At 70.8% G+C, this 19,258-nt stretch carries 19 protein-coding genes; 8 read left to right on the top strand and 11 right to left on the bottom strand.

The window, feature by feature from the left end; all coding sequences use genetic code 11:
• Nucleotides 1-64: 64 nt before the first annotated feature.
• From OH768_RS03825 to OH768_RS03835, 3 genes are all read right to left on the bottom strand, one after another.
• A complete protein-coding gene (locus OH768_RS03825; RefSeq protein ID WP_406449996.1) occupies nucleotides 65-1,276 on the bottom strand; it encodes an FAD-dependent monooxygenase in 1,212 nt (403 codons plus the stop codon).
• Nucleotides 1,277-1,407: 131 nt separating this feature from the next.
• The gene (locus OH768_RS03830; protein WP_406449998.1) at nucleotides 1,408-1,812 is read right to left on the bottom strand and encodes a roadblock/LC7 domain-containing protein; all 405 of its coding nucleotides are present in this window, start codon (nucleotides 1,810-1,812) and stop codon (nucleotides 1,408-1,410) included.
• Nucleotides 1,813-2,101: 289 nt separating this feature from the next.
• Entirely contained in the window at nucleotides 2,102-2,800 is a 699-nt protein-coding gene (locus OH768_RS03835; RefSeq protein WP_406450000.1) for a ribonuclease H, read from the bottom strand.
• 90 nt (nucleotides 2,801-2,890) lie between these two features.
• Between OH768_RS03835 and OH768_RS03840 the strand changes: the two genes are divergently transcribed.
• Entirely contained in the window at nucleotides 2,891-4,102 is a 1,212-nt protein-coding gene (locus tag OH768_RS03840) for a low temperature requirement protein A (protein ID WP_406450002.1), read from the top strand.
• A gap of 13 nt (nucleotides 4,103-4,115) precedes the next feature.
• Here OH768_RS03840 and OH768_RS03845 read toward each other — a convergent pair whose 3' ends face one another.
• Nucleotides 4,116-4,583, bottom strand: coding sequence for a nuclear transport factor 2 family protein (locus OH768_RS03845; RefSeq protein WP_406450004.1), 468 nt, complete (start codon nucleotides 4,581-4,583; stop codon nucleotides 4,116-4,118).
• Nucleotides 4,584-4,640: 57 nt separating this feature from the next.
• Here OH768_RS03845 and OH768_RS03850 point away from each other — a divergent pair, with 57 nt between their 5' ends.
• Nucleotides 4,641-5,255: a TetR/AcrR family transcriptional regulator gene (locus tag OH768_RS03850; RefSeq protein ID WP_406450006.1), complete on the top strand. Its 615-nt coding sequence runs from the start codon at nucleotides 4,641-4,643 to the stop codon at nucleotides 5,253-5,255.
• 16 nt (nucleotides 5,256-5,271) lie between these two features.
• Here the strand turns inward: OH768_RS03850 and OH768_RS03855 are convergent, their stop codons facing one another.
• Entirely contained in the window at nucleotides 5,272-6,066 is a 795-nt protein-coding gene (locus OH768_RS03855) for a VOC family protein (RefSeq protein ID WP_406450008.1), read from the bottom strand.
• 292 nt (nucleotides 6,067-6,358) lie between these two features.
• Between OH768_RS03855 and OH768_RS03860 the strand changes: the two genes are divergently transcribed.
• From OH768_RS03860 to OH768_RS03870, 3 genes are read left to right on the top strand one after another with little or no spacing between them, the layout of a single operon-like run.
• Entirely contained in the window at nucleotides 6,359-7,801 is a 1,443-nt protein-coding gene (locus tag OH768_RS03860) for a family 2B encapsulin nanocompartment shell protein (RefSeq protein WP_406450010.1), read from the top strand.
• A 16-nt stretch (nucleotides 7,802-7,817) separates the two neighbouring features.
• Complete coding sequence (locus OH768_RS03865; protein WP_406450012.1) at nucleotides 7,818-8,855, top strand: family 2 encapsulin nanocompartment cargo protein terpene cyclase; 1,038 nt, start codon at nucleotides 7,818-7,820, stop codon at nucleotides 8,853-8,855.
• Nucleotides 8,856-8,904: 49 nt separating this feature from the next.
• Nucleotides 8,905-9,780 (top strand): geranyl diphosphate 2-C-methyltransferase, encoded by an 876-nt coding sequence (locus tag OH768_RS03870; RefSeq protein ID WP_406450014.1) that lies wholly within the window; start codon nucleotides 8,905-8,907, stop codon nucleotides 9,778-9,780.
• 2 nt (nucleotides 9,781-9,782) lie between these two features.
• Here OH768_RS03870 and OH768_RS03875 read toward each other — a convergent pair whose 3' ends face one another.
• On the bottom strand, nucleotides 9,783-10,175 hold the full coding sequence (locus tag OH768_RS03875; RefSeq protein ID WP_406450016.1) for an STAS domain-containing protein: 393 nt from the start codon (nucleotides 10,173-10,175) through the stop codon (nucleotides 9,783-9,785).
• Nucleotides 10,176-10,339: 164 nt separating this feature from the next.
• On the opposite strand from OH768_RS03875, the gene OH768_RS03880 reads away from it, so the two are divergent.
• The 3 genes from OH768_RS03880 to OH768_RS03890 all read left to right on the top strand — a co-directional run bounded on the left by OH768_RS03880 (nucleotide 10,340) and on the right by OH768_RS03890 (nucleotide 13,069).
• Nucleotides 10,340-11,014 (top strand): response regulator transcription factor, encoded by a 675-nt coding sequence (locus tag OH768_RS03880; protein WP_406450018.1) that lies wholly within the window; start codon nucleotides 10,340-10,342, stop codon nucleotides 11,012-11,014.
• Nucleotides 11,015-11,057: 43 nt separating this feature from the next.
• Complete coding sequence (locus OH768_RS03885) at nucleotides 11,058-12,089, top strand: response regulator (RefSeq protein WP_406450020.1); 1,032 nt, start codon at nucleotides 11,058-11,060, stop codon at nucleotides 12,087-12,089.
• 77 nt (nucleotides 12,090-12,166) lie between these two features.
• Nucleotides 12,167-13,069 carry an SGNH/GDSL hydrolase family protein gene (locus OH768_RS03890; RefSeq protein ID WP_406450022.1) on the top strand — a complete coding sequence of 301 codons (903 nt, stop codon included), beginning with the start codon at nucleotides 12,167-12,169 and terminating at the stop codon, nucleotides 13,067-13,069.
• On the opposite strand, the gene OH768_RS03895 is transcribed toward OH768_RS03890, so the two are convergent.
• From OH768_RS03895 to OH768_RS03915, 5 genes are read right to left on the bottom strand one after another with little or no spacing between them, the layout of a single operon-like run.
• A complete protein-coding gene (locus tag OH768_RS03895; protein WP_406450024.1) occupies nucleotides 13,023-13,688 on the bottom strand; it encodes a TetR/AcrR family transcriptional regulator in 666 nt (221 codons plus the stop codon). The genes OH768_RS03890 and OH768_RS03895 overlap by 47 nt on opposite strands.
• A complete protein-coding gene (locus tag OH768_RS03900; protein WP_406450026.1) occupies nucleotides 13,685-15,691 on the bottom strand; it encodes a CocE/NonD family hydrolase in 2,007 nt (668 codons plus the stop codon). Before OH768_RS03900 ends, OH768_RS03895 begins: the two co-directional genes overlap by 4 nt.
• The gene (locus OH768_RS03905; RefSeq protein WP_406450028.1) at nucleotides 15,688-17,418 is read right to left on the bottom strand and encodes a dipeptide ABC transporter ATP-binding protein; all 1,731 of its coding nucleotides are present in this window, start codon (nucleotides 17,416-17,418) and stop codon (nucleotides 15,688-15,690) included. Before OH768_RS03905 ends, OH768_RS03900 begins: the two co-directional genes overlap by 4 nt.
• Nucleotides 17,418-18,305 carry an ABC transporter permease gene (locus OH768_RS03910; protein WP_406450030.1) on the bottom strand — a complete coding sequence of 296 codons (888 nt, stop codon included), beginning with the start codon at nucleotides 18,303-18,305 and terminating at the stop codon, nucleotides 17,418-17,420. Before OH768_RS03910 ends, OH768_RS03905 begins: the two co-directional genes overlap by 1 nt.
• On the bottom strand, nucleotides 18,302-19,258 hold the full coding sequence (locus OH768_RS03915; protein ID WP_406450031.1) for an ABC transporter permease: 957 nt from the start codon (nucleotides 19,256-19,258) through the stop codon (nucleotides 18,302-18,304). Before OH768_RS03915 ends, OH768_RS03910 begins: the two co-directional genes overlap by 4 nt.

The following is a 19,258-nucleotide window of genomic DNA, read 5'->3' on the forward strand; positions in this document are numbered from 1 at the left end:
TGAATGGCTATTCACCCTATCCGGTGAATAGCCATTCACCCAACGTTCTCGGGAGCCGGGCGCCCTACTTGCGCGAGGCGAGCGCCCGCGAGTGGACGGTGCGCGCCAGCCTGGGGCCGAGCCAGCGCCTGAACCGGCGTAGCGCCTCCAGCCGTCCGGCCGCCTTGTCGAGGCCGTAGTAGACCTGCGGCGGGACGTACGGCAGCAGCGGCGAGTGGCGCCGGCCGAGCAGGGCGAACATGCGGTGCGGGGGCAGGTGGATGTAGCGCTGCAGGTTCTCGTACCACTGGGCGCTGTAGCGGGCCGCGCTCTGGATGGACAACAGGGCGGATTTACGGCGCTGTTCATAGGCGGCGAGGGCCTGCGGCAGTTCGGTGTGGTCGCGCAGGGCGTCGGCGAGCGCGATGGCGTCCTCCAGGGCGAGGGTGGTACCGGCGCCGATCGAGTAGTGGGTGGTGTGGGCGGCGTCGCCGAGCAGGACGAGGTTGTCGCGGTGCCAGGTGCGGTTGGTGAGGGTGCGGAAGTTGAGCCACTGGGCGCTTCCGTCGGCGGAGGCGCGGCCGATCAGGGAGTGGCCGTCGAGGAGGTCGGCGAAGAGCTTCTCCAGGAGGGCGAGTCCGTCGGCCTCGGCGGCGGTGTCGAGGCCGAGGCCGGTCCAGGTCTCGGGGGCGCACTCGATCACGCAGGTGCTGCCCTCGGGGCCGAACGCGTAGCCGTAGCACCAGATCCAGCCCTGGCCGGTCTCCACGAAGGCGAAGGTGAAGGAGCCGAAGACCTTGCTGGTGCCGAGCCAGATGTACTGGTTGCGGCCGGGTTTGAGTTCGGCGCCGAAGTGGTCGGCGTGGCGGGTGCGCAGCGCGCTGTTGACGCCGTCGGCGGCCACGATCAGATCCGCGTCGGGGAGGTCGTCGGCCGTGACCTCGGACTCGAACTCCAGCCGTACGCCCAGGGATCGGGCCCGTTCGGCGAGGATCTTGAGGAGGCGGTGGCGGCCGATGCCGTGGCCCTCGTCGCCGGGCTGAGTGGTCGTCAGATCCCGGATGCGGGCGACGCCGTCGCTCCAGCGCACCGAGTGCTCGTCGACGGCCTGCGCCGACTCGGGGTCGTACTCCCGGAGTTGGTCGAGCAGTCCGCGCCAGTACGTGACACCCCAGCCGTAGGTCGAGCCCTCGGGGTTGCGCTCGTAGACGATGATGTCGTGGGACGGGTCCTGCCGCTTCAGCAGGATCGAGAGATACAGGCCGGCAGGCCCGCCTCCGACACAGGCGACCTTCACGCGTACACCCCTGGGTTTTACTCAAAGTGATCAAGTGGATCCGCAGAGTAGCAGGAGGGGGCGACAGGGAATTCGCGTCAACCCGCACAGGACCGATGGGACGACCGGGACGGCTCAGACGTCCTTGTCGATCAGACGTCCTCGTTCAGATCGCGCCGCAGTTCCGCCGTGAGCGCCGGGATCTCGCGGCGGAAGGCCGCTTCGTCGAGGCCGTCGTCCGCCACTACGGCGAGCAGCGCGTGGTCTCCGACGGCCGTCACGATGACGTGGCCCCTGCTGCCCCGCGCGGTGATCTCGCGGAGGCGCCTCACGCCGCCGTGATCGGCGAGCCGGTGACCGAGCGCGAGGCCCGCCGCCGCGAGGGCGGCATGGACTCGGAGTGCGTCTTGTTCGCGTCGCCGGCCAGGGTGGATTCGGTGACTCCCATTACGTTGTCCCGCAGGGCGATGAGGAGGTCGGTCACAGGGTCGCTCATGGCGTCTTCTTCCTGTTGCGTGCAGGCGTTGGGACAACGAGGCGGGAAGGGATCCGGTCACGTCGGGTCCGGTGCGTCCGCGGGGCGTCTCTGCGCGAACGGGCGGGGCGGGGCAGGTCGTTCAGCCGTGGGGCCGGGGCTCGGGTGCGGAATTCCGGCCGGGCCGGCGGCGCGGGAGCGGTGCGGAGTCGGGTGCGGTGGACGACCCGGCGAGGGGCACGGTGGGTGCGCCGCGGGCCCCCGTGCCGGGCCTGTTGTCCGCCGAGACCGGTCCGGCTATTGAGCCCGACCTTTGCGAGGCCGAATTCCCGGACGGCGCACGACCGTTAAAGCGGAGGGACTGTAATTGTCTAGTCCACTTTCTCGGTACGGCACTCCGGGTGGCCCCAGCCCTGGGCGTTCTTGCTGATCGGCTCCCCGGCCGCATAGGCGCGTCCGCACAGGCAGCGGCCGGGGAACTTCGCCTTGATCGTGCGCGAGGACGAACTCGCGCCCTTCCGCGCCGACTTGGCACCGGCCGGACGGGCGGACTTCTTCGGGGTGTCGGGCGAAGGGGGCGGCTCCGGGGAGCCGAGGTCGCTGCCCGCGGGCTCCTGCACGATGGCGGCCTGGCTGGCGGCGCGGTCGGCGAAGTCGTTCAGCGGGTCGCCGTCGACCTGGTGGGCGGGGACGTAGCGGAATTCGACCGAGCGGCCGTCGAGCAGTTCGTCGATGCGGACGACCAGTTCCTGGTTGGCGACCGGCTTGCCGCCGGACGTCTTCCAGCCGTTGCGCTTCCAGCCGGGCAGCCAGGTGGTGACCGCCTTCATGGCGTACTGCGAGTCCATCCGGACCTCCAGCGGTACGTCCGGTGCGGTCGCCGTCAACAGGCGCTCCAGCGCGGTGAGTTCGGCGACGTTGTTGGTGGCCGTGCCGAGCGGTCCGGCCTCCCAGCGGGCCGGGCTCTCCTCGTCGTCCGACACGACCCACGCCCAGGCCGCGGGCCCCGGATTTCCCTTCGAAGCCCCGTCGCACGCGGCCACCACACGTTCACGCATGCGCCCGATCATGCCATGACCGCACCACACACTCTCCGCCGGCCCGACCCGGTCGCACGCCCCGTCGGAGGATCCGGCCACCCGGCCCTCTACGCTGCGCGCATGACCTCGCGACACGAGCAGTGGGCCCGGCTGCGCCGCCTGTTGTGGCTGCCTCCGCGCCCCCACGGGGAGCAGCCGCGCGAGCGGGTGGTCGGGCCGCTCGAACTCTTCTACGACCTCGTCGTGGTCGTGCTCGTCGCCCAGGCCGCCCACCACCTGGCCGGGGAACTCGACTGGCACGGACTGGGCCTGTTCGCGGCGGTGTTCGCGCTGGTGTGGATCGCCTGGTTCAACGGCAGCCTGCACCACGAGCTCCACGGGCGCGAGGACGCCCGCGGCCGGAGCATGTTCCTGCTGCAGATCCTGGTGCTCGTGCCGCTGGGCGCGTTCATCCCGGAGGCGGGCGACGCGCGCGGAGTCGCGTTCGCCGTGGACGCGGGCGTGCTGTTCGCGGTCCTGGCGCTGCTGTGGCTGCTGGCCTCACGCGGCGACACTCCCGAATTCCGGCGCTCCAGCATGCTGTTCGTGACGGGAACGGCGCTCTGCTCGGTCGTCCTGGCGGCGAGCGCCGCGCTGCCCGCCGACGCCCGGGTGCTGACGTGGGGTGCGCTGGCCGTGGTCTACCTGCTGGGGTTCGTGTTCGTGCTCGCCAGGGCCATTCCGGAACGTGTGGTCGCGTTCAGCGTGACCGACGCGCTCGCCGAGCGGTTCGGGCTGTTCATCATCATCGTGCTCGGCGAGAACGTGACCGGCGTGGTCGACGGACTGTCCCACGAGCCGACCGGCGCGCTCACCCTCGCCGTCGGCCTGATCGCCGTCGTGGTCGGCTTCGGCGGCTGGTGGACGTACTTCGACTTCGCCGGACACCGGCTGCCGCGGCCCACGCGGGCGAGCGCCCTGCAGTGGATGATGATCCATCTGCCGCTCACGGCCGCGGTGGCCGCCATGGGCGCCGCGATGGTGGGCCTGGTCGAGCACGCCCATGACGGCCGGACCCCGGCCGCCACGGCCTGGATGCTCTGCGGGGGCACGGCCGTCGTGCTCTGCGCGACGATGGTGCTCGCGGCGTCCCTGCGGATCTGGAGCGAGGACCTCGGCCTCTACCGGCCGCTGGCCCGGACCTGCGCCGCCATGGCCGTCGTGTGCGTGGCCCTGGGCGCCCTGCGTCCGGCTCCGCTCCTCCTGGGTCTGGCCCTCGTGGTCGTGCTCGCCGTGCCCTGGGGACTGGCCGTGGCGCACCGCGTGGCCCACGAAGGGGAAGCGGCCGTCTGACTCCGCAGGGGTGTCAGGGCGTCGAGGAGCGGGTCTCGGTCCAATCGACCATCAGCCGGCGTTCGGCGAAGTACCAGTCGCCGTCCAGCTTGGTGAACTCGTCGAGGTAGCGGATGGACGCGATCATGAGCGTGCGCTGCCCGGACTCGTCGACCGAGACGTGGTGAGCCAGGCAGTAGCTCTCGCCACTCGCCCGGTCCCCGTCCAGGGTGATCGTGCTCTGGCCGTTGAAGTGCGTGGTGGCCCGGTAGACGTTGAGGTTGTCGAAGACCGGGGCCAGGGACTCGCGGCCGTGCAGCTCCTGTGTCGGCTCCGCCGCGGTGGCGTCCATGAACACCAGGAAGCGGGTGTCCTCGGTGAACAGGGCCATCTGTCCCTTGGCGTCCCGTCGGTCCGCGCAGTGCGCGTAGGCGTCGACCAGCTCGCGGATGGCCAGCCGGTCGGCGGCCTCCTGGGGTGAGATCGCGGTGTGCGAGGCCATGACCGTTCCTTTCGCCGCACTATTTGACATGTGTATAAAATCACTCGTCGTGGCAGAGTGCAACGTGAACCCCAGGAGGGCGGAGCGCTGAACCAGCGGATCGATCCACGCGTCACCCGCACGACGCGGGCCTTCGAGGAGGCCGTCGTGGACCTCGCCTCGCAGCGGTCCGTCTCGCGGATCTCCGTCGCGGAACTGGCCGACCGCGCCGGGGTCACCCGCGCCACGTTCTACAACCGCTACAGCTCCCCGCTGGACCTGCTCATCCAGGTGCTCCAGGCCGATCTGGACCAGGGCCACCGCAGGGAGGCCGAGGCCCGCGCACAGGGCGGGCACTCGGCCGCCGAACTGCTCCGGCTGGCCACCGCGGAGGTCGCCGACCACGTCGAGCGGCATCTGCCGATCTACCGGCGCGCCCTCACGGATCCGGCGGACAGCGGTGTGTACGAGGCGCTTGTGCGCCACTTCGGCGACTACACGCTGTCCTTCATGGCCGACGGCGACCATCCGGGGCTTCCGGAAGCCAATCGCCGGGTCGTCGCACAGTTCCTGGCCCACGGCTTCGCGGGCGCCATCAGGGCGTGGCTGGAGGACCCGGCGGTCACCAAGGACGACATGGTCGACGCGGCCGTGGCCTGCGCCCCCGCCTGGTGGACGGCCGAGGGCCGCTGACCGACGGCCCGCCCGGTCAGACGTCCGTCATCTGCGGCATCTCTCCCTGGGTCGTGGTCATGTCGATCACCGAGAACGAGGCGCCCTGCGGGTCGCTGAGTGCCGCGAACCGCCCGAAGGGGCTGTCCATGGGCCCGAAGCGGAGGGTCCCGCCGAGCTTGGTGGCCTTGGCCACGGCGTCGTCGCAGTTGTCCACCGTGAAGTAGACGTTGACGTACGACGGGATCTCGGGCGGGAACTCGTCGCCCATCTCCATCCGTCCGATGACCGTGTCCTCGCCGACGTTGTAGACGCGGTAGTCGACGCCGGGGTCGTCCATGCTCTTCGCCGAGTACGGGAAGACCGCCGGGAAGAATCCGTCCGCCTTCGCGGGCTCGCGGGTGAAGACCTCGGCCCAGGCGTACGCGCCGGGTACGCCCGACACCTCGAAGCCCTCGTGGGTGCCGCCCTGCCAGACGCCGAACACGGCGCCGCTGGGCTCACGGGCCAGGCACATCGTGCCGAACTCGCCGACCTGCATCGGCTCCATCAGCACCTCGCCGCCGTTCTCCCGGATCTTCGCCGCGGTCGCCGCGGCGTCCGGTGAGGCGAGATAGAGGCACCACTGCGACTGCCCCTCCTGGCCGGGCATCGGCGGCACGACGGCGGCCACGGCCTTTCCGTCGACGTAGGCCTGCGTGTAGTTGCCGTACTCCGACGACGCCTCGCCGAAGGTCCAGCCGAGGACGTCGCCGTAGAAACTCTTGGCTCCCTCGACGTCGCCGAACATCGCGTCGGCCCAACAGGGGGTTCCTTCAGGTTGTACGGCCATGGCTGCGGCCCTCTCCGGTAGTTCGGGGTGTCTTGGTCGGGTTGTCCGGATTCTCACGCTAGTCACCCGGGGAGTGGGGCGCGCGTCGAACGCCGGAATCGCCTGCCACCGCGCCCGCGCGCCCCGCACGCCGGGGTGCGGGCACGAACCATCGCCGTCCCCGACTCGAGCGGGGGTTTACGACCTCCGGGACGTGAAGCCGCCCCTTTCGCGCGGTTACCGGTGCTGGGCAGGGCTGTTTGGCTTGTAAACCGACGACGCGCTCACCCCTGTTCACCTCCCGGGAGGGAATGTGTCCACACCGGAAAGCGTCAACGGACCAGCCACCGACGACTCCGCCCCCGAACCGCCCGGCAACGGACAGCTCACCAGCCTCAGCACCGTCGCGGCCCGGCAACTCGCCACGACCACCAAGTCCGAACCGCAGATGCAGGCCATCACCTCGCGCTGGCTGCTGAAGATGCTGCCCTGGGTGGACGTCAGGGGCGGTGCCTACCGGGTCAACCGGCGGCTCCAGCTCAGCGTCGGCCGCGGCCGAGTGCGGTTCGAGCAGAACGGCGCCGACGACGTCAAGGTCATCCCCGAGACGCTCACCGAACTGCCCGTGCTGCGCGGGTACTCCGACACGAAGGTCCTGAAGGAGATCGCCACCCGGTTCCGGGTCCGGGAAGTGCGGGCGGGCCAGGTCCTGTTCGAGGCCGGACAGCCCGTCACCGAGGCCTACCTGGTCGCCCACGGCCGCTTCACCCGCTACGCCGCCGGACCCTACGACGACGAGGAGATCCTCGGAGTCGTCACCGACGGCGACCAGATGGGGGACGAGGCCATAGGACAGTCCGACCCACTGTGGCTGAGTTCCGTGCGCGCCGAGACCGCGGGCGTACTGCTCGTCCTGCCCTGGGACGTCGTAACCGAATTCACCGACCGCGTACCGTCGTTGGCCGCCCATCTGGAGGCGTACGCCGAGCGGCAGCGGCTGCCGATGAACCGCAAGGGCGAGGCCGATGTGCCGGTGCAGGCCGGCCATGTGGGCGAGCCGACGCTGCCCGGCGGCTTCGTCGACTACGAACTCGCCCCGCGCGAGTACGAGTTGTCCCTCACCCAGACCGTGCTGCGGGTGCACACCAGGGTCGCCGACCTCTACAACGACCCGATGGACCAGACCCGGCAGCAACTGCGGCTCACCATCGAGGAGATCCGCGAGCGGCAGGAGTGGGAGCTGGTCAACAACCGGGACTTCGGACTGCTGCACAGCGTCGACTACACCCAGCGCATCAGCACCTTCACCGGTCCGCCGACCCCGGACGACCTCGACGAACTGCTCGCCATGCGACGCAAGACCAAGCTGTTCCTCGCCCATCCGAAGGCGATCGCGGCCTTCTTCCGGCAGTGCAACAGGCGCGGTCTGGTGCCGGGCACGGCGAGCGTCGACGGGCACGAGATCCCCGCCTGGCGCGGGGTGCCGTTCTTCCCGTGCAGCAAGATCCCGATCTCTCCGCAGCACACCAGCAGCATCATCGCGCTGCGCACCGGGGAGGCCGACCAGGGTGTCGTCGGCCTGTTCCAGACCGGTATCCCCGAGGAGTACCAGCCCGGTCTGAACGTCCGCTTCATGGGCATCGACTCGGCCGCGATCATCCGCTACCTAGTCACCGCGTACTACTCGATGGCCATCCTGGTCCCCGACGCGGCGGGAATCCTGGAGAACGTGCAGATCGGCCGGACCGCCGAGTGACGGCCTGGAGAAGCTCATGACCACCTCCCTTTCGCCGCCCGGCCCGCCGAACCTGGCGGGCACTCTGCGGGCCCGCCGCACCGGCGCGATCCCCGGACTCACCTACCGGCCGGCGGCGCCCGCCGACCCGGAGAAGGCCGCCGAGCTCGACCGCAGACTGGAGACCTGGGCGCGCGGCCTCGACCTGTTCCCGGCCGCGTGGGACGGGGACTTCGCCGGGTTCCAGTTCGGCCGGGCCGTGGTGCTCCAGCACCCGGGGGCGCTCGACCTCGAACGGCTCACCGCCGCGGGCAAGTTGCTGCTCGCCGAGAACATCGTCGACAACTGCTACTGCGAGGAGGACGAGGACAAGGGCGGCTCCCACCGCGGGCTCGGCGGCCGGCTGATCATGGCCCAGTCCGCGCTCGACCCGCTGCACAGCGCCCCCGAGCTGGAGGCGGAGTGGCAGCAGGGTGTGCAGGCCGACGGGCCACTGCGCTCGTACCACTTCGCACTCAAGGACTACGCCCTCCTCGCCACCCCGAGCCAGACCGACCGGTTCGTGCACGACATCGCCCGACTGCACCTCGGCTATCTCGCGGAGGCCGCGTGGGCCGAGATCCGGTACAAGCCCCGGGTCTGGGAGTACCTGGTGATGCGGCAGTTCAACAACTTCCGGCCCTGTCTGTCGATCGTGGACGCCGTCGACGGCTACGAACTGCCCGAACAGGTCTACGCCCGGCCCGAGATCCAGCGGATCACGGCGCTCGCCGGCAACGCCACGACGATCGTCAACGACCTCTACTCCTTCACCAAGGAGCTGTCCGACCCGGGCCACCTCAACCTCCCGCAGGTCGTCGCCGCCAACGAGCGGTGCGGGCTGAAGGCCGCCTATCTGAAGTCCGTCGAGATCCACAACCGGATCATGGACGCCTTCGACGAGGAGTCCGCGGCGCTCTCCGCCGCCTCGCCCCTCGTCGCGCGCTACACCGAGGGCCTGGCCGCCTGGGTGTCCGGCAACCACGAGTGGCACGCGACCAACACCCACCGCTACCACCTGCCCAACTACTGGTAAAAGTCCGGTCCCTGACATCTCGTCAGACGCACCACGCTAGGAGTCACCGTTGACCACCACCGACGCCGGCACCACAGCACCACCGGTGCCGACCCAGTCCACGTACCAGAGCCGTGTCGCGGACTACTGGAACGCCGAAGAGAACCCGGTCAACCTCGCCCTCGGACAGATCGACGACCTGTACCACCACCACTACGGAATCGGCGGGGCCGACGAGTCCGTACTGGAGGAGCCCGACCCCGTCCGGCGCCGCGAACGGCTCACCGCCGAACTGCACCGGCTGGAGCACGCCCAGGCCGAACTCCTCTCCTCCCACCTCGGCCGACTCACCCCGGACGACCGGGTGTTCGACGCCGGCTGCGGGCGCGGCGGGGGCAGTGTGGTGGCGCATCTGCGCTACGGCTGCCGGGCCGACGGGGTCACGATCTCCGCCAAGCAGGCCGAGTTCGCCAACGCGCAGGCCCGCGCCCGGGGCATCGACGGCAAGGTGCGCTACCACCACCGCAACATGCTCGACACCGGCTTCCCGACGGGCCAGTTCGCCGCGTCCTGGAACAACGAGTCCACGATGTACGTCGAGTTGGACCTGCTGTTCGCCGAGCACGCCCGGCTGCTGCGCCGCGGCGGACGCTATGTGGTGATCACCGGCTGCTACAACGACACCTACGGCCGGGCCTCGCGCGAGGTGTCCCTCATCAATGCCCACTACATCTGCGCCATCCACCCCAGGTCGGAGTACTTCCGGGCGATGGCCCGCAACCGGCTGGTGCCCGTCCACGTGCAGGACCTCACCGAGGACACGCTTCCCTACTGGGCCCTGCGCAGCCGGGCCGACCATCTGGTCACGGGCATCGAGGACACCTTCCTGAGCGCCTACCGCAACGGCAGCTTCCAGTACCTGCTGATCGCGGCCGACCGGGTCTGAGCTCAGCGGCCGGCGATCCTGGAGGCCGCCTCAGGGAGACCGGGCGCCGGGTCGAGTACGTCCACCGTGCCGTGCGCCCGCAACAGGCGCACGGTGCGCGGGGCGCACACCACGGCGAAGCCAGCCTCGTGCTCCCGCACCCGACGGCGGAAACGCAGCACCAGGTTGAGTCCGGTGGAGTCGATGAACGTCGTACGGCGCAGATCGACGACATAGGCGGGCGCGCGCAGGGCGACGACCGAGTCCAGCCACTCGCGCAGCGGGGTCGCGGTCGCCAGATCGATGTCGCCGTGCAGGTCGACGACCAGCAGGCCGTCCCTGGCGCCCAGCAGGGCGTGGTCGCCGGGCGCCGGCCAGGCCGCCCCGGTCACCGGCTCCAGGCTGTTCTCGTGCAAGGTGTTCCGTCCCCGTTCCGTGCCTGTCGCGCGCGGGCCCGCGATCCGGCACGGGTTCGCACGGCGGCTTCGGCATCCCCGCACCGTCACCGCATGGTCGGGGCATCAACGCCCGCTCATCAGCGACACGACGAGCGGGCCGAGGTCGGGCCGGGTGATGCGGGATGCGTCCGCACGTGGCACTGATCGAGGACGAACCCGATTTCGCACTGATGTGCCGTTCCTATCCGGAGCACGAGGGATTCACCGTCACCTGGGCCATGGACGCCCGCGCCGGTAAGTCCGTCCTCCACGAGAGCCGCGTCGATCTCGCCGTCCTCGATCTGGGACTCCCGGACGGCAGCGGCCTGGAACTGCTGCGGGCGCTCCGCTCCACCAGCCGGCTTCCGGTCATCGTGGTCACCGGCCGGGGCGCGGAGGCCGACCGGGTGGAGGGCCTGGAGATCGGCGCCGACGACTACCTCGTCAAGCCGTTCTCACAGCGGGAGTTGGTGGCCCGCATCAGGGCGGTACTGCGCAGGTCACAGGCGCCCGAGGTCCCGGCGGTGATCCAGGTCGGCTCACTGCGGATCGACACGGCCGCCCGCCAGGCGTCCGCCGACGGCGTCCTCCTCACCCTGCGCCCCAAGGAGTACGCCCTGCTGGAGATGCTCGGCGAGGCGCCCGGCCGGGTGTTCTCCACCGAGCAGGTGCTGGAGCGGATCCGGGGCGCCTCCTGGCAGCAGCCCGCGACCGTGATCGAGCACGTCTACCGCCTGCGCGGCAAGCTCGCGGCACTCCCCGTGCCCGCGCCCCGGATCACCACGGTCCGCGGCTACGGCTACCGCCTCGACCCCTGAGACCACGAGAACCCTGAGACCCCAGAGACCTCTGAGAGCCGCCATGCCGCCCCTCGCCGCCCCCGACTTCCGGCTGCTCTTCGACTCCGCGCTGTCCCCGCTGCTGGTGCCCAGCCCCGACTTCACCATCGTCGAGGTCAACCGTGCGTATCTCGCGGCCACCCGTACGGAACGCACGATCGTCGGTCAGCGGATCTTCGACGTCTTCCCCGACAACCCGGACGACCCCTCGGCGGACGGGGTCGCCAATCTCCGCCGCTCCCTGGAGTCGGTGGTGGCGACGGGCCGCAAGGACACGATGGCCCTGCAGCGCTACGACATCCCGTCCGGCGAGGCGGGCGGTTTCGCCGAGCGGTACTGGAGTCCCGTCAACTCCCCCGTCCTGAACGCCGAGGGACGGGTCACGCACATCATCCACCGGGTCGAGGACGTCACGGACTTCGTGCATCTGCGCCGGGTCGGCCGGGAGCAGGAGCGGGCCGCCACCGAGGCGCAGATGCGGGCCGAGGGCATGGAGATCGACCTGTTCGTGCGGGCCCGGGAGATCCGCGAGGTCAACGGGCAGCTGAGCCGCGCGAACGCCGAACTGGACGCGGCGGGACGGCAGCTGAGGGAGGAGCAGCGGGCCAAGGACCGGTTCATCGCCACGCTCTCGCACGAACTGCGCAACCCGCTCACCGCGGCCTGCGCGGCCGTCGAACTGCTCGCGCTCGACCTGCCCGACGGCGGCCGTCCCGCATTGTCGGTCCTGGAGCGCCAGGGCCACCATGTCACCGCCGTCCACACCGGCGCGGACGCGCTCACCGCGACCGAGTCCGACGTCTTCGACGTGGTGCTGTGCGACCTGGGCCTGCCCGACACCGACGGCCACACGGTGGTCCGTACGGTACGGGCCCGGCCGCACGGTGACCGGCCGCGGCTGATCGCGGTCTCCGGCTTCAGCCGGGGCACCGACCGCTCGCTGTCCCGGACGGCGGGCTTCGACGCACACCTCGCCAAGCCGCTCCCGCTGACCGACCTGCTCGACCTGCTCGACCTGCTCGACCTGCTCGACCTGCTGGAGCGCCTGGAGTAGCGAAGCGTCTTCCCCCTTCGCCCTGCCTGTGCTTGCCTGGGGAGCCGTTTTCCGGTGCCCGGGGCGGGAGTCGCCGTATGCGGAAGCCGTGGATCGTGGGTGTGCTGCTGGCCGGAGTGCTGCTCGGCGCGTGCACGGACCCGGCGTCCGGGCCCGAGGTCACCCCGCCGACCCCTTCGGTGCCGTCCTCCACACATCGACAAGTCCCCGTCGCCCCGGTGAATTCGGCGCCCGCCGTGCTGTATCTCGGGGACTCCCTCGCGGTGGAGAGCCAGAACGTGCTCGGGCGGGAACTGCGGAACACGTTGGACGCGACGTACACAAGCGCCCCCTACTCGGGAACCACGCCGTGCGACTACCTCGAGGGCGCGAAAGCGGGTTCGCTGGTCCCGGACGCGGACAAGGCCGCCACACTGGTGCGTTCGCTGCACCCGGACTACGTGGTGTTGCAGTTCTGGGGCAACGCGTGGGCCTACACACCCTGCATGGACGGAATCACCTACGCCGCCGACCGGGAGACGTACTTCGCCCGGTACAGGGCCGACGTAAGGAAGCTCACCGCACAGATCGCCGCAGCCGGGGGCGCCCAACGGCCCACGATCGTTTGGGTGTTGCAGGGACCCGACCCGATCACCCCCGAACGCGTCCAGGCCGTCAACGCGCTCTACAAGGCACAGACCAGGTCCACGCGCGACACCGTCGCCGACGCCGGCAAGGCCGTGAGCCCCGCCGGCGCCCGCTACACCTGGGCCCAGTACCTCCCGTGCACCGCCTACGAGCGCGCCCACCCCGACTACTGCACCCAGCCGGGCAACGGCCGTACGACACTGCATCGGGACGACGACTATCTGCACTTCTGCCTGGCGCCGACGACCTCGACGCCGAGGCCGTGTCCGGTCCGCTCCCCCGGGATCCTGCGCATGGCCCGGGAGATCACCCGCGCGATCGGCGCCCGAGCTCCGTCTCGATCAGCCGGTTGAGGTGTCTCCGGGCGTCATCGGTGCTCAACGGCGGTGCCTGGCGCAGCCGTTGCAGGGCGAGGCCGTCGGCGAGGGCGGCGAAGCGGACGGTGAAGCCGTCGAGGTCGTCGGAGTGGAACTCGCCGTCGGCGACGCCCCGTTGGGCCAGGGCGCGGATCTGCTGGTGCCAGCTCTCGTACCGCCGGGCCTGACCACTGCTGAAGGCCTCGTCCGTGCCCTGCTCGCCGGCGTTCCAGTAGTCGAACCACATCCGCCAGTGCCGGTCGGTGTCCTCGGTGAACAGCGCGTCGACCAGCAGCCGCAGCGCCTCCGCCCCGCTGGTCGCCTGCTCGGCGGCCTCGTGCAACTCGGCGTAGTAGCGCTCGATGTGGAGGACCATCGCCTCGGAGAGGATCTCCTGCACACTGCCGAAGTGGTAGGTGACGGTACCGACGGAGACTCCGGCGGCAGCCGCCACGTCCCGCACGCCGACCGAGGCGTAGCCGCGTTCCGCTATCAGCGGGACGGCCGCCTCGACGATGAGCCGCCGGCGCACCTCGGTGGGCTGCCGGGTGCGGTCGGCGGCGGCGACGGCACGACGCGGTGCCTTGGCGGCCTGCGAGGGCTTGGCGCCCGTCATCCCGACGTCCTCGGGGTGGTGCGGTGCCATGCTCGCTTGGCCACTGTCTCTCCGTTCGCCCGTGCTTCGACGCGACTGTCCATGACGAAGTCCGCGGCCGTGGCGCGCAGCTCCGTCCGCGCCATGATCTCAGCGTCGTAGCCGTCCCCGCGCCGCAACCGGATCCGCCACTCCGACACTGCGTGCGCGGACAGCGGGTCGTGACTCCGGATGCGGTACGTCTCCTGCGCGTTCTCCTCGTAGCGCAGCCCGTCCGGATACGTCCGTGAGCCCCCGTAGTTGGGGTCGACCTCCAGCGTCCACTCCCCCTTGGCGACATCGTGCGTGACCAGCCGTTCGGGGGTCGGCTCGGCGGGCCGGTCGTAGGTCACGTCGAGCGGGACCGCCTGCTCGGGCTCCTCGAAGCGGATCGCCGGCTCCGATCCCCTTTCGCGCACGGGCAGTTGTACGACGCTCTCGGCCGGCACGACCCGCAGCTCGCCGCGCTCGCCGTGCGGCCACACCCACGGCCAGTAGGTGTCGGAGACGGCGAGCCGGATCCGGTGGCCGGCCGGAATCGCGTAGCCGACGCCGGTCAGCTCGAACTCGACGTCCTCGTACGTCCCCGGTGTCCACTCGACGGCCCGGTCCCGGCCCTGCCTGCTCAGCAGATTGAGCACGCCACGGGTGACGAGCGTGGACGAGCCGTCCGGGGCGACATCGCAAACGCGGGCGATGACATGGGCGCGCGGGGTGGCACTGTCGAGGCGGAGCCGGACGCGCGGTCGGCCGAGGATCTCGACACGTTCGGCGAGCGGCGCGGAGTCGAAGCAGACCGAACGGCCGTCCTCCTCACGCTGGTCCGGCGGCAGGTCGCTCGCGTTCCCGAAGGGGAAGAAGCGCCCGGCGTCGAGGCCGGTGTGCTGCGGGGACCGCACGAGGACGGGCTCAGCGCCTGCACCGAGCGGCCTTGAGTCCCAACTGACCTTCGGGCTCGGCCACTTGGCGTCACCCACCCAACGGCCGGACAGTACGTCGTACGACGTCGCCGACGGGACCGGGTCGGTGATCCACGCCCGGAGCAGGGGCTCCCCCATCACTCCCGTGTCGATGCCTTTGAGGTGCTGGTCCCACCAGCGCAGGGTCTCCTGGAGGAAGCCGATTGCCGGGCCGGGCGGCAGACCTCGGTCGGGGTACTGGTGCGACCAGGGGCCGACGATCCCCCGGACGCGGTCGCCGGGCAGGTGTTCGACGAGCCGCAGCACGGTGTCCCGGTACGGGTCGTTCCAGCCGCCGACCGCGAGGACGGCCGCGTCGATCGCGGTGTAGTCCTCGCAGACACTGCCGTGCTTCCAGTAGTCGTCGCGCTGTTGGTGGTCGAGCCAGGTGTGCAGGAAGGGTTCGAGGGCGTCGAGGCGCTCGCGCCACATCGGCAGCCAGCGGTCCGCGCCGACGCTCGCCGGGTCCGGCGGCCGGGCGGCGAAGGCGAGCATCGTGCCGGCCCAGGCGAGCATGTCGATCCCGAGGACCGCGCCGCCCGTGTAGTGGACGTCGTTGTCGTAGCGGTCGTCGGTCGAGCAGACCGTGACGATCGCCTTGAGGGGTTCGGGCGCGAGCGCGGCGATCTGGAGCGAGTTGAAGCCGCCCCAGGAGATGCCGAACATGCCGACCTTGCCGGTGCACCAGGCCTGCGCGGCAAGCCAGTTGACGACGTCGACGCCGTCGGCGAGTTCCTGCGCGTCGTACTCGTCGCCGGGCAGACCCTCGCTGTCGCCGTGGCCGCGGACGTCGACGCGGACGGAGGCGTAGCCGTGTCCGGCGTACCAGGGGTGGCGCTGGGCGTCGCGGGGTGCCGTCCAGTCGCTCTTGCGGTACGGGAGGTATTCGAGCAGTGCGGGTACGGGGTCCGACTCGGCGTCGACCGGCCGCCAGATACGGGCGTGCAACCGGGTCCTTCCGTCCCGGGTGGGGATCCAGACGTCCTCACGGACGACCTGGCGGTCGAACTGTTCGCGGTACTTCACAGAATTCCTTCCGCCACGGGGGCGTTGAGGGGGCGCCAACGTCGGACACGGTGGCCGTCGTCGCCGTTGTCGGTCCAGATGTCGTCCCCGTCCGCCGCGTCGGCCCAGTCAGCCGTGTCGTCGACATAGGGCAGCGCGTCGGGGTCGGGTTCGAGGGCGGCGGCCATGAGCTGGCGCGTGTAGGGGTGTCTGGGGTCGGCGAAGACGGCCTCCGTCGGACCCTCCTCCACGACGACTCCGTGACGCAGTACGACGACCCGGTCCGCGATGCCTCGTACGACGGCCAGGTCATGGCTGATGAACAGGCACGCCAGATCGCGTTCGCGCCGGAGGTCGTCGAGGAGGCGGAGCACGTCGGCCTGGACGGAGACGTCCAGGGCGGTGGTGATCTCGTCGGCGATGAGGACGTCGGGCTCGCCCGCCAACGCCCTTGCGATACCGATGCGTTGACGCTGACCGCCGGAGAGCTGTGCGGGGAGGCGGTCGGCGAGGGCCGGATCGAGGCGTACGTCGGCGATGAGTCGGCGGGCGCGCTCGGCCACCTCCGAGCGGTCGGTCGCCGTGCCGAAGAAGCGCAGCGGATGGCGGACCGCGTCGCCGACGGAGCGGCGGGGGTTGAGCGAGGTGTCCGCGTTCTGGAAGACGAGTTGCACGCGCCGCCGCAGGGACAGGGGTCGCTGCTGAGCGGGGCGGGCGAGGTCGCCGTCCGCGTGGCGCATCGTGCCGCCGGACGGGGTGCGCAGTCCGGCCAGGGTCCACGCGAGGGTGGACTTGCCGCTGCCCGACTCGCCGACGAGGGCGAGGACTTCGCCGCGCCGGACGTCGAAGGAGACGCCGTGCACGGCACGCGTGCTGCCGTAGTCGATGGTGATGTCCTGCGCGGAGACGGCCACGGGAGCGTCGGCGGGCACCTCGGCCTTCGGCCTGACCTCCCGCTCCCCCGTCTCGCCGACGACGGCGAGCCCTGCGTCGTCGAGACGCGGCACGCTCGCCAACAGACGGCGGGTGTACGGGTCTTGGGGCTGGGCGAAGAGCTGTCGCGTGGGTGCCGATTCGACCACCCGGCCCGACCGCAGGACGGTCACCTCGTCGGCCATGTGGGCGACGACTCCGAGGTCGTGGCTCACCAGCACGGCGGCCAGGCCGAGTTCGTCGCTCAGGGCGGCGATCAGGTCGAGGACGCTGCGCTGGGTGACGACGTCCAGGCCGGTCGTCGGTTCGTCGAGGACCAGGACCTTGGGGCGGGCCGCGATGGCCATGGCGATGGCGACGCGCTGCTGCTGGCCGCCGGAGAGTTCGTGCGGATAGCGCCGGGCCAGGTCGGCGGGGTGCGGCAGCCGGACCTGTTCGAGGAGTTCCACGACGGGGACCTCGCCGCCGGCCTCCGCGATCTGGCGTCCGATGCGCATGGAGGGGGTGAGGGCGTGGCCGGCGTTCTGGCCGACCATCGCGACCGTGCCGCCGCGCAGCCGCCGCAACTCCCTTGCGGGCAGGGCGAAGACGTCGGCTCCGGCTACCTGGACCGAGCCTCCGGTGATCCGGGAACCGTGGCGCAGATGCCCGAGCAGGGTCGCGGCGACGGTCGACTTGCCGCTGCCGGATTCCCCGACGAGCGCGTGCGTCTGGCCCTCGGCGACGTCCAGGGACACCTCGTGCACGACGGGCACGTCCCGGCCGCCCGAACGGTAGGCCACGGACAGGGAGTTGACGGAAATGATCGGGGCCATCAGGAGCCCTCCCTGATCCGGTCGACGCCCCACGCCTTGGACAGGCCGTCGGCCGCGAGGTTGAGCCCGACCACGAGCGTGGCCAGGGCGATGATGGGCGCGATGCTCGCCATCGGGACGACGGTGATGGCGGTGCGGTTCTCGGCGACCATGAGTCCCCAGTCGGGAGTGGGCGGGTCGGCGCCGAAGCCGAGGAAGGACAGCGAGGAGATCAGCAGGACGACCCAGGAGGCCCGCATCGCGAACTCCACGCACACCACGTCGGTGATGTTCGGCAGGATCTCCCGGCGCAGGATCGACCAGGTGCTCTCGCCGCGGGCGCGGGCCGCGGTCACGTAGTCGGTGGGGACGATCGCGAGGGCGGCGCCGCGGACGACGCGGACGACCTGCGGGACGTAGACGATCGCGACGGCGAGGACGATGACCGCCGGGCCGGTGCCGAGGGCGGTCACGACGACGAGCAGGGCCAGGACCGCGGGGATGGACAGGATCGCGTCCAGGACCCGGCCCAGTACGTCATCGAACCAGCCGCCGCGCAGGGCCGCCGCGCATCCGATGACCGTGCCGAGGGCGACGGTGATCAGGGTCGCGGTGACGGAGATGCCGAGCGCGTACCGGCCGCCGTAGAGGACGCGGGTGAGGACGTCCCGGCCGTACTGGTCGGTGCCGGCCCAGTGGCTCCAACTCGACCCGAGGAGGGCGTGGTTGGCGTCGTTGGCGATGGGGTCGTAGGAGGTGAGGAGGGGTGCCAGCAGGGCGATCACGACGTGTACGGCGACGATCGCGAGGCCGATGAGCGCCGTGCGGGAGCTGGTCAGGGTGCGCCAGGCGCGGGCGGTGCGGGCGCCTCGTACGGTCGTCGGCGGGACGGTGTCGAGCGTGGTCATCGGGTCCTCCCTCGGGTGCGGAGCCTGGGGTTGAGGGCCATGGTGGCCAGGTCTGCGGCGAGGTTGCAGACGACGTAGACGACCGCGCTGATGAGGGCGATGGCCTGGATGGTGGGCAGGTCGCGGTTCTGCACCGAGGAGAGCATCAGCTTGCCGATGCCCGGGTAGTTGAAGACGTTCTCGACCACCGCGACCCCGCCGACCAGCCAGGCCACGTTGAGCGCAATGACGTGCAGGGTGGGCAGCAGGGCGCTCGGCAGGGCGTGCCGGGTGACGACCCGCCAGGTGGAGAGGCCCTTGAGGCGGGCGGTGGTGACGTACTCGGTCGCCATCACGTCGATGACCGAGGTGCGGGTCATGCGGACGATGTAGGCGGCCATCACCACCGCAAGGGCGAGGGCGGGAAGCCATACGGCGGGCAGGAGTTGGCCGATGGTGGCGTCGGGGCCGTAGAGGACGACCGCCGGGAACCACGGGAGTGCGACCGAGAAGCACAGGACGAGGACGGTCGCGACGACGAACTCGGGGACGCTCATGCCGACGAGGCTGACGGTGGAGATGAGGTGGTCGGGCCAGCGGTCGCGGTAGAGGCCCGCGAGGATGCCGAGGACGATCGAGCCGGTGACCGCGAAGAGGACCGTGACGAGGGCGATCAGGGCGGAGTTGGCGAGGTATGTGCTCACCTCGCTGCCTACGGCCTTGCCGGAGACGAGGGAGGTGCCGAAGTCGCCGTGCAGGGCGCCGCGCACCCAGTCGAAGTACCGCTCCCAGGCGGGCTGGTCGAGCTTGAGCTTGGTGCGCAGGGCGGCCACCGCGTCCGGGGTCGCGTCCTTGCCGAGGATCTGCGTCGCGACGTCGCCGGGCAGTGCCTGGACGGCGAGGAAGACGAGGACGGAGGAGAGGAAGAGAGTGCCAACTGCCGCCGCGATACGGCGGGTTATGAAGGAGAGCAT

This window comes from Streptomyces sp. NBC_01622, from assembly GCF_045209635.1.
Classification (GTDB): domain Bacteria; phylum Actinomycetota; class Actinomycetes; order Streptomycetales; family Streptomycetaceae; genus Streptomyces.

Coding starts and splice junctions, on each gene's coding strand:
- OH768_RS03835 (WP_406450000.1), bottom strand. CDS start 2,800: ATGATCGGGCGCATGCGTGAACGTGTGGTGGCCGCGTGCGACGGGGCT.
- OH768_RS03840 (WP_406450002.1), top strand. CDS start 2,891: ATGACCTCGCGACACGAGCAGTGGGCCCGGCTGCGCCGCCTGTTGTGG.
- OH768_RS03845 (WP_406450004.1), bottom strand. CDS start 4,583: ATGGCCTCGCACACCGCGATCTCACCCCAGGAGGCCGCCGACCGGCTG.
- OH768_RS03855 (WP_406450008.1), bottom strand. CDS start 6,066: ATGGCCGTACAACCTGAAGGAACCCCCTGTTGGGCCGACGCGATGTTC.
- OH768_RS03865 (WP_406450012.1), top strand. CDS start 7,818: ATGACCACCTCCCTTTCGCCGCCCGGCCCGCCGAACCTGGCGGGCACT.
- OH768_RS03880 (WP_406450018.1), top strand. CDS start 10,340: ATGCGTCCGCACGTGGCACTGATCGAGGACGAACCCGATTTCGCACTG.
- OH768_RS03885 (WP_406450020.1), top strand. CDS start 11,058: ATGCCGCCCCTCGCCGCCCCCGACTTCCGGCTGCTCTTCGACTCCGCG.
- OH768_RS03890 (WP_406450022.1), top strand. CDS start 12,167: ATGCGGAAGCCGTGGATCGTGGGTGTGCTGCTGGCCGGAGTGCTGCTC.
- OH768_RS03895 (WP_406450024.1), bottom strand. CDS start 13,688: ATGACGGGCGCCAAGCCCTCGCAGGCCGCCAAGGCACCGCGTCGTGCC.
- OH768_RS03905 (WP_406450028.1), bottom strand. CDS start 17,418: ATGGCCCCGATCATTTCCGTCAACTCCCTGTCCGTGGCCTACCGTTCG.
- OH768_RS03910 (WP_406450030.1), bottom strand. CDS start 18,305: ATGACCACGCTCGACACCGTCCCGCCGACGACCGTACGAGGCGCCCGC.
- OH768_RS03915 (WP_406450031.1), bottom strand. CDS start 19,258: ATGCTCTCCTTCATAACCCGCCGTATCGCGGCGGCAGTTGGCACTCTC.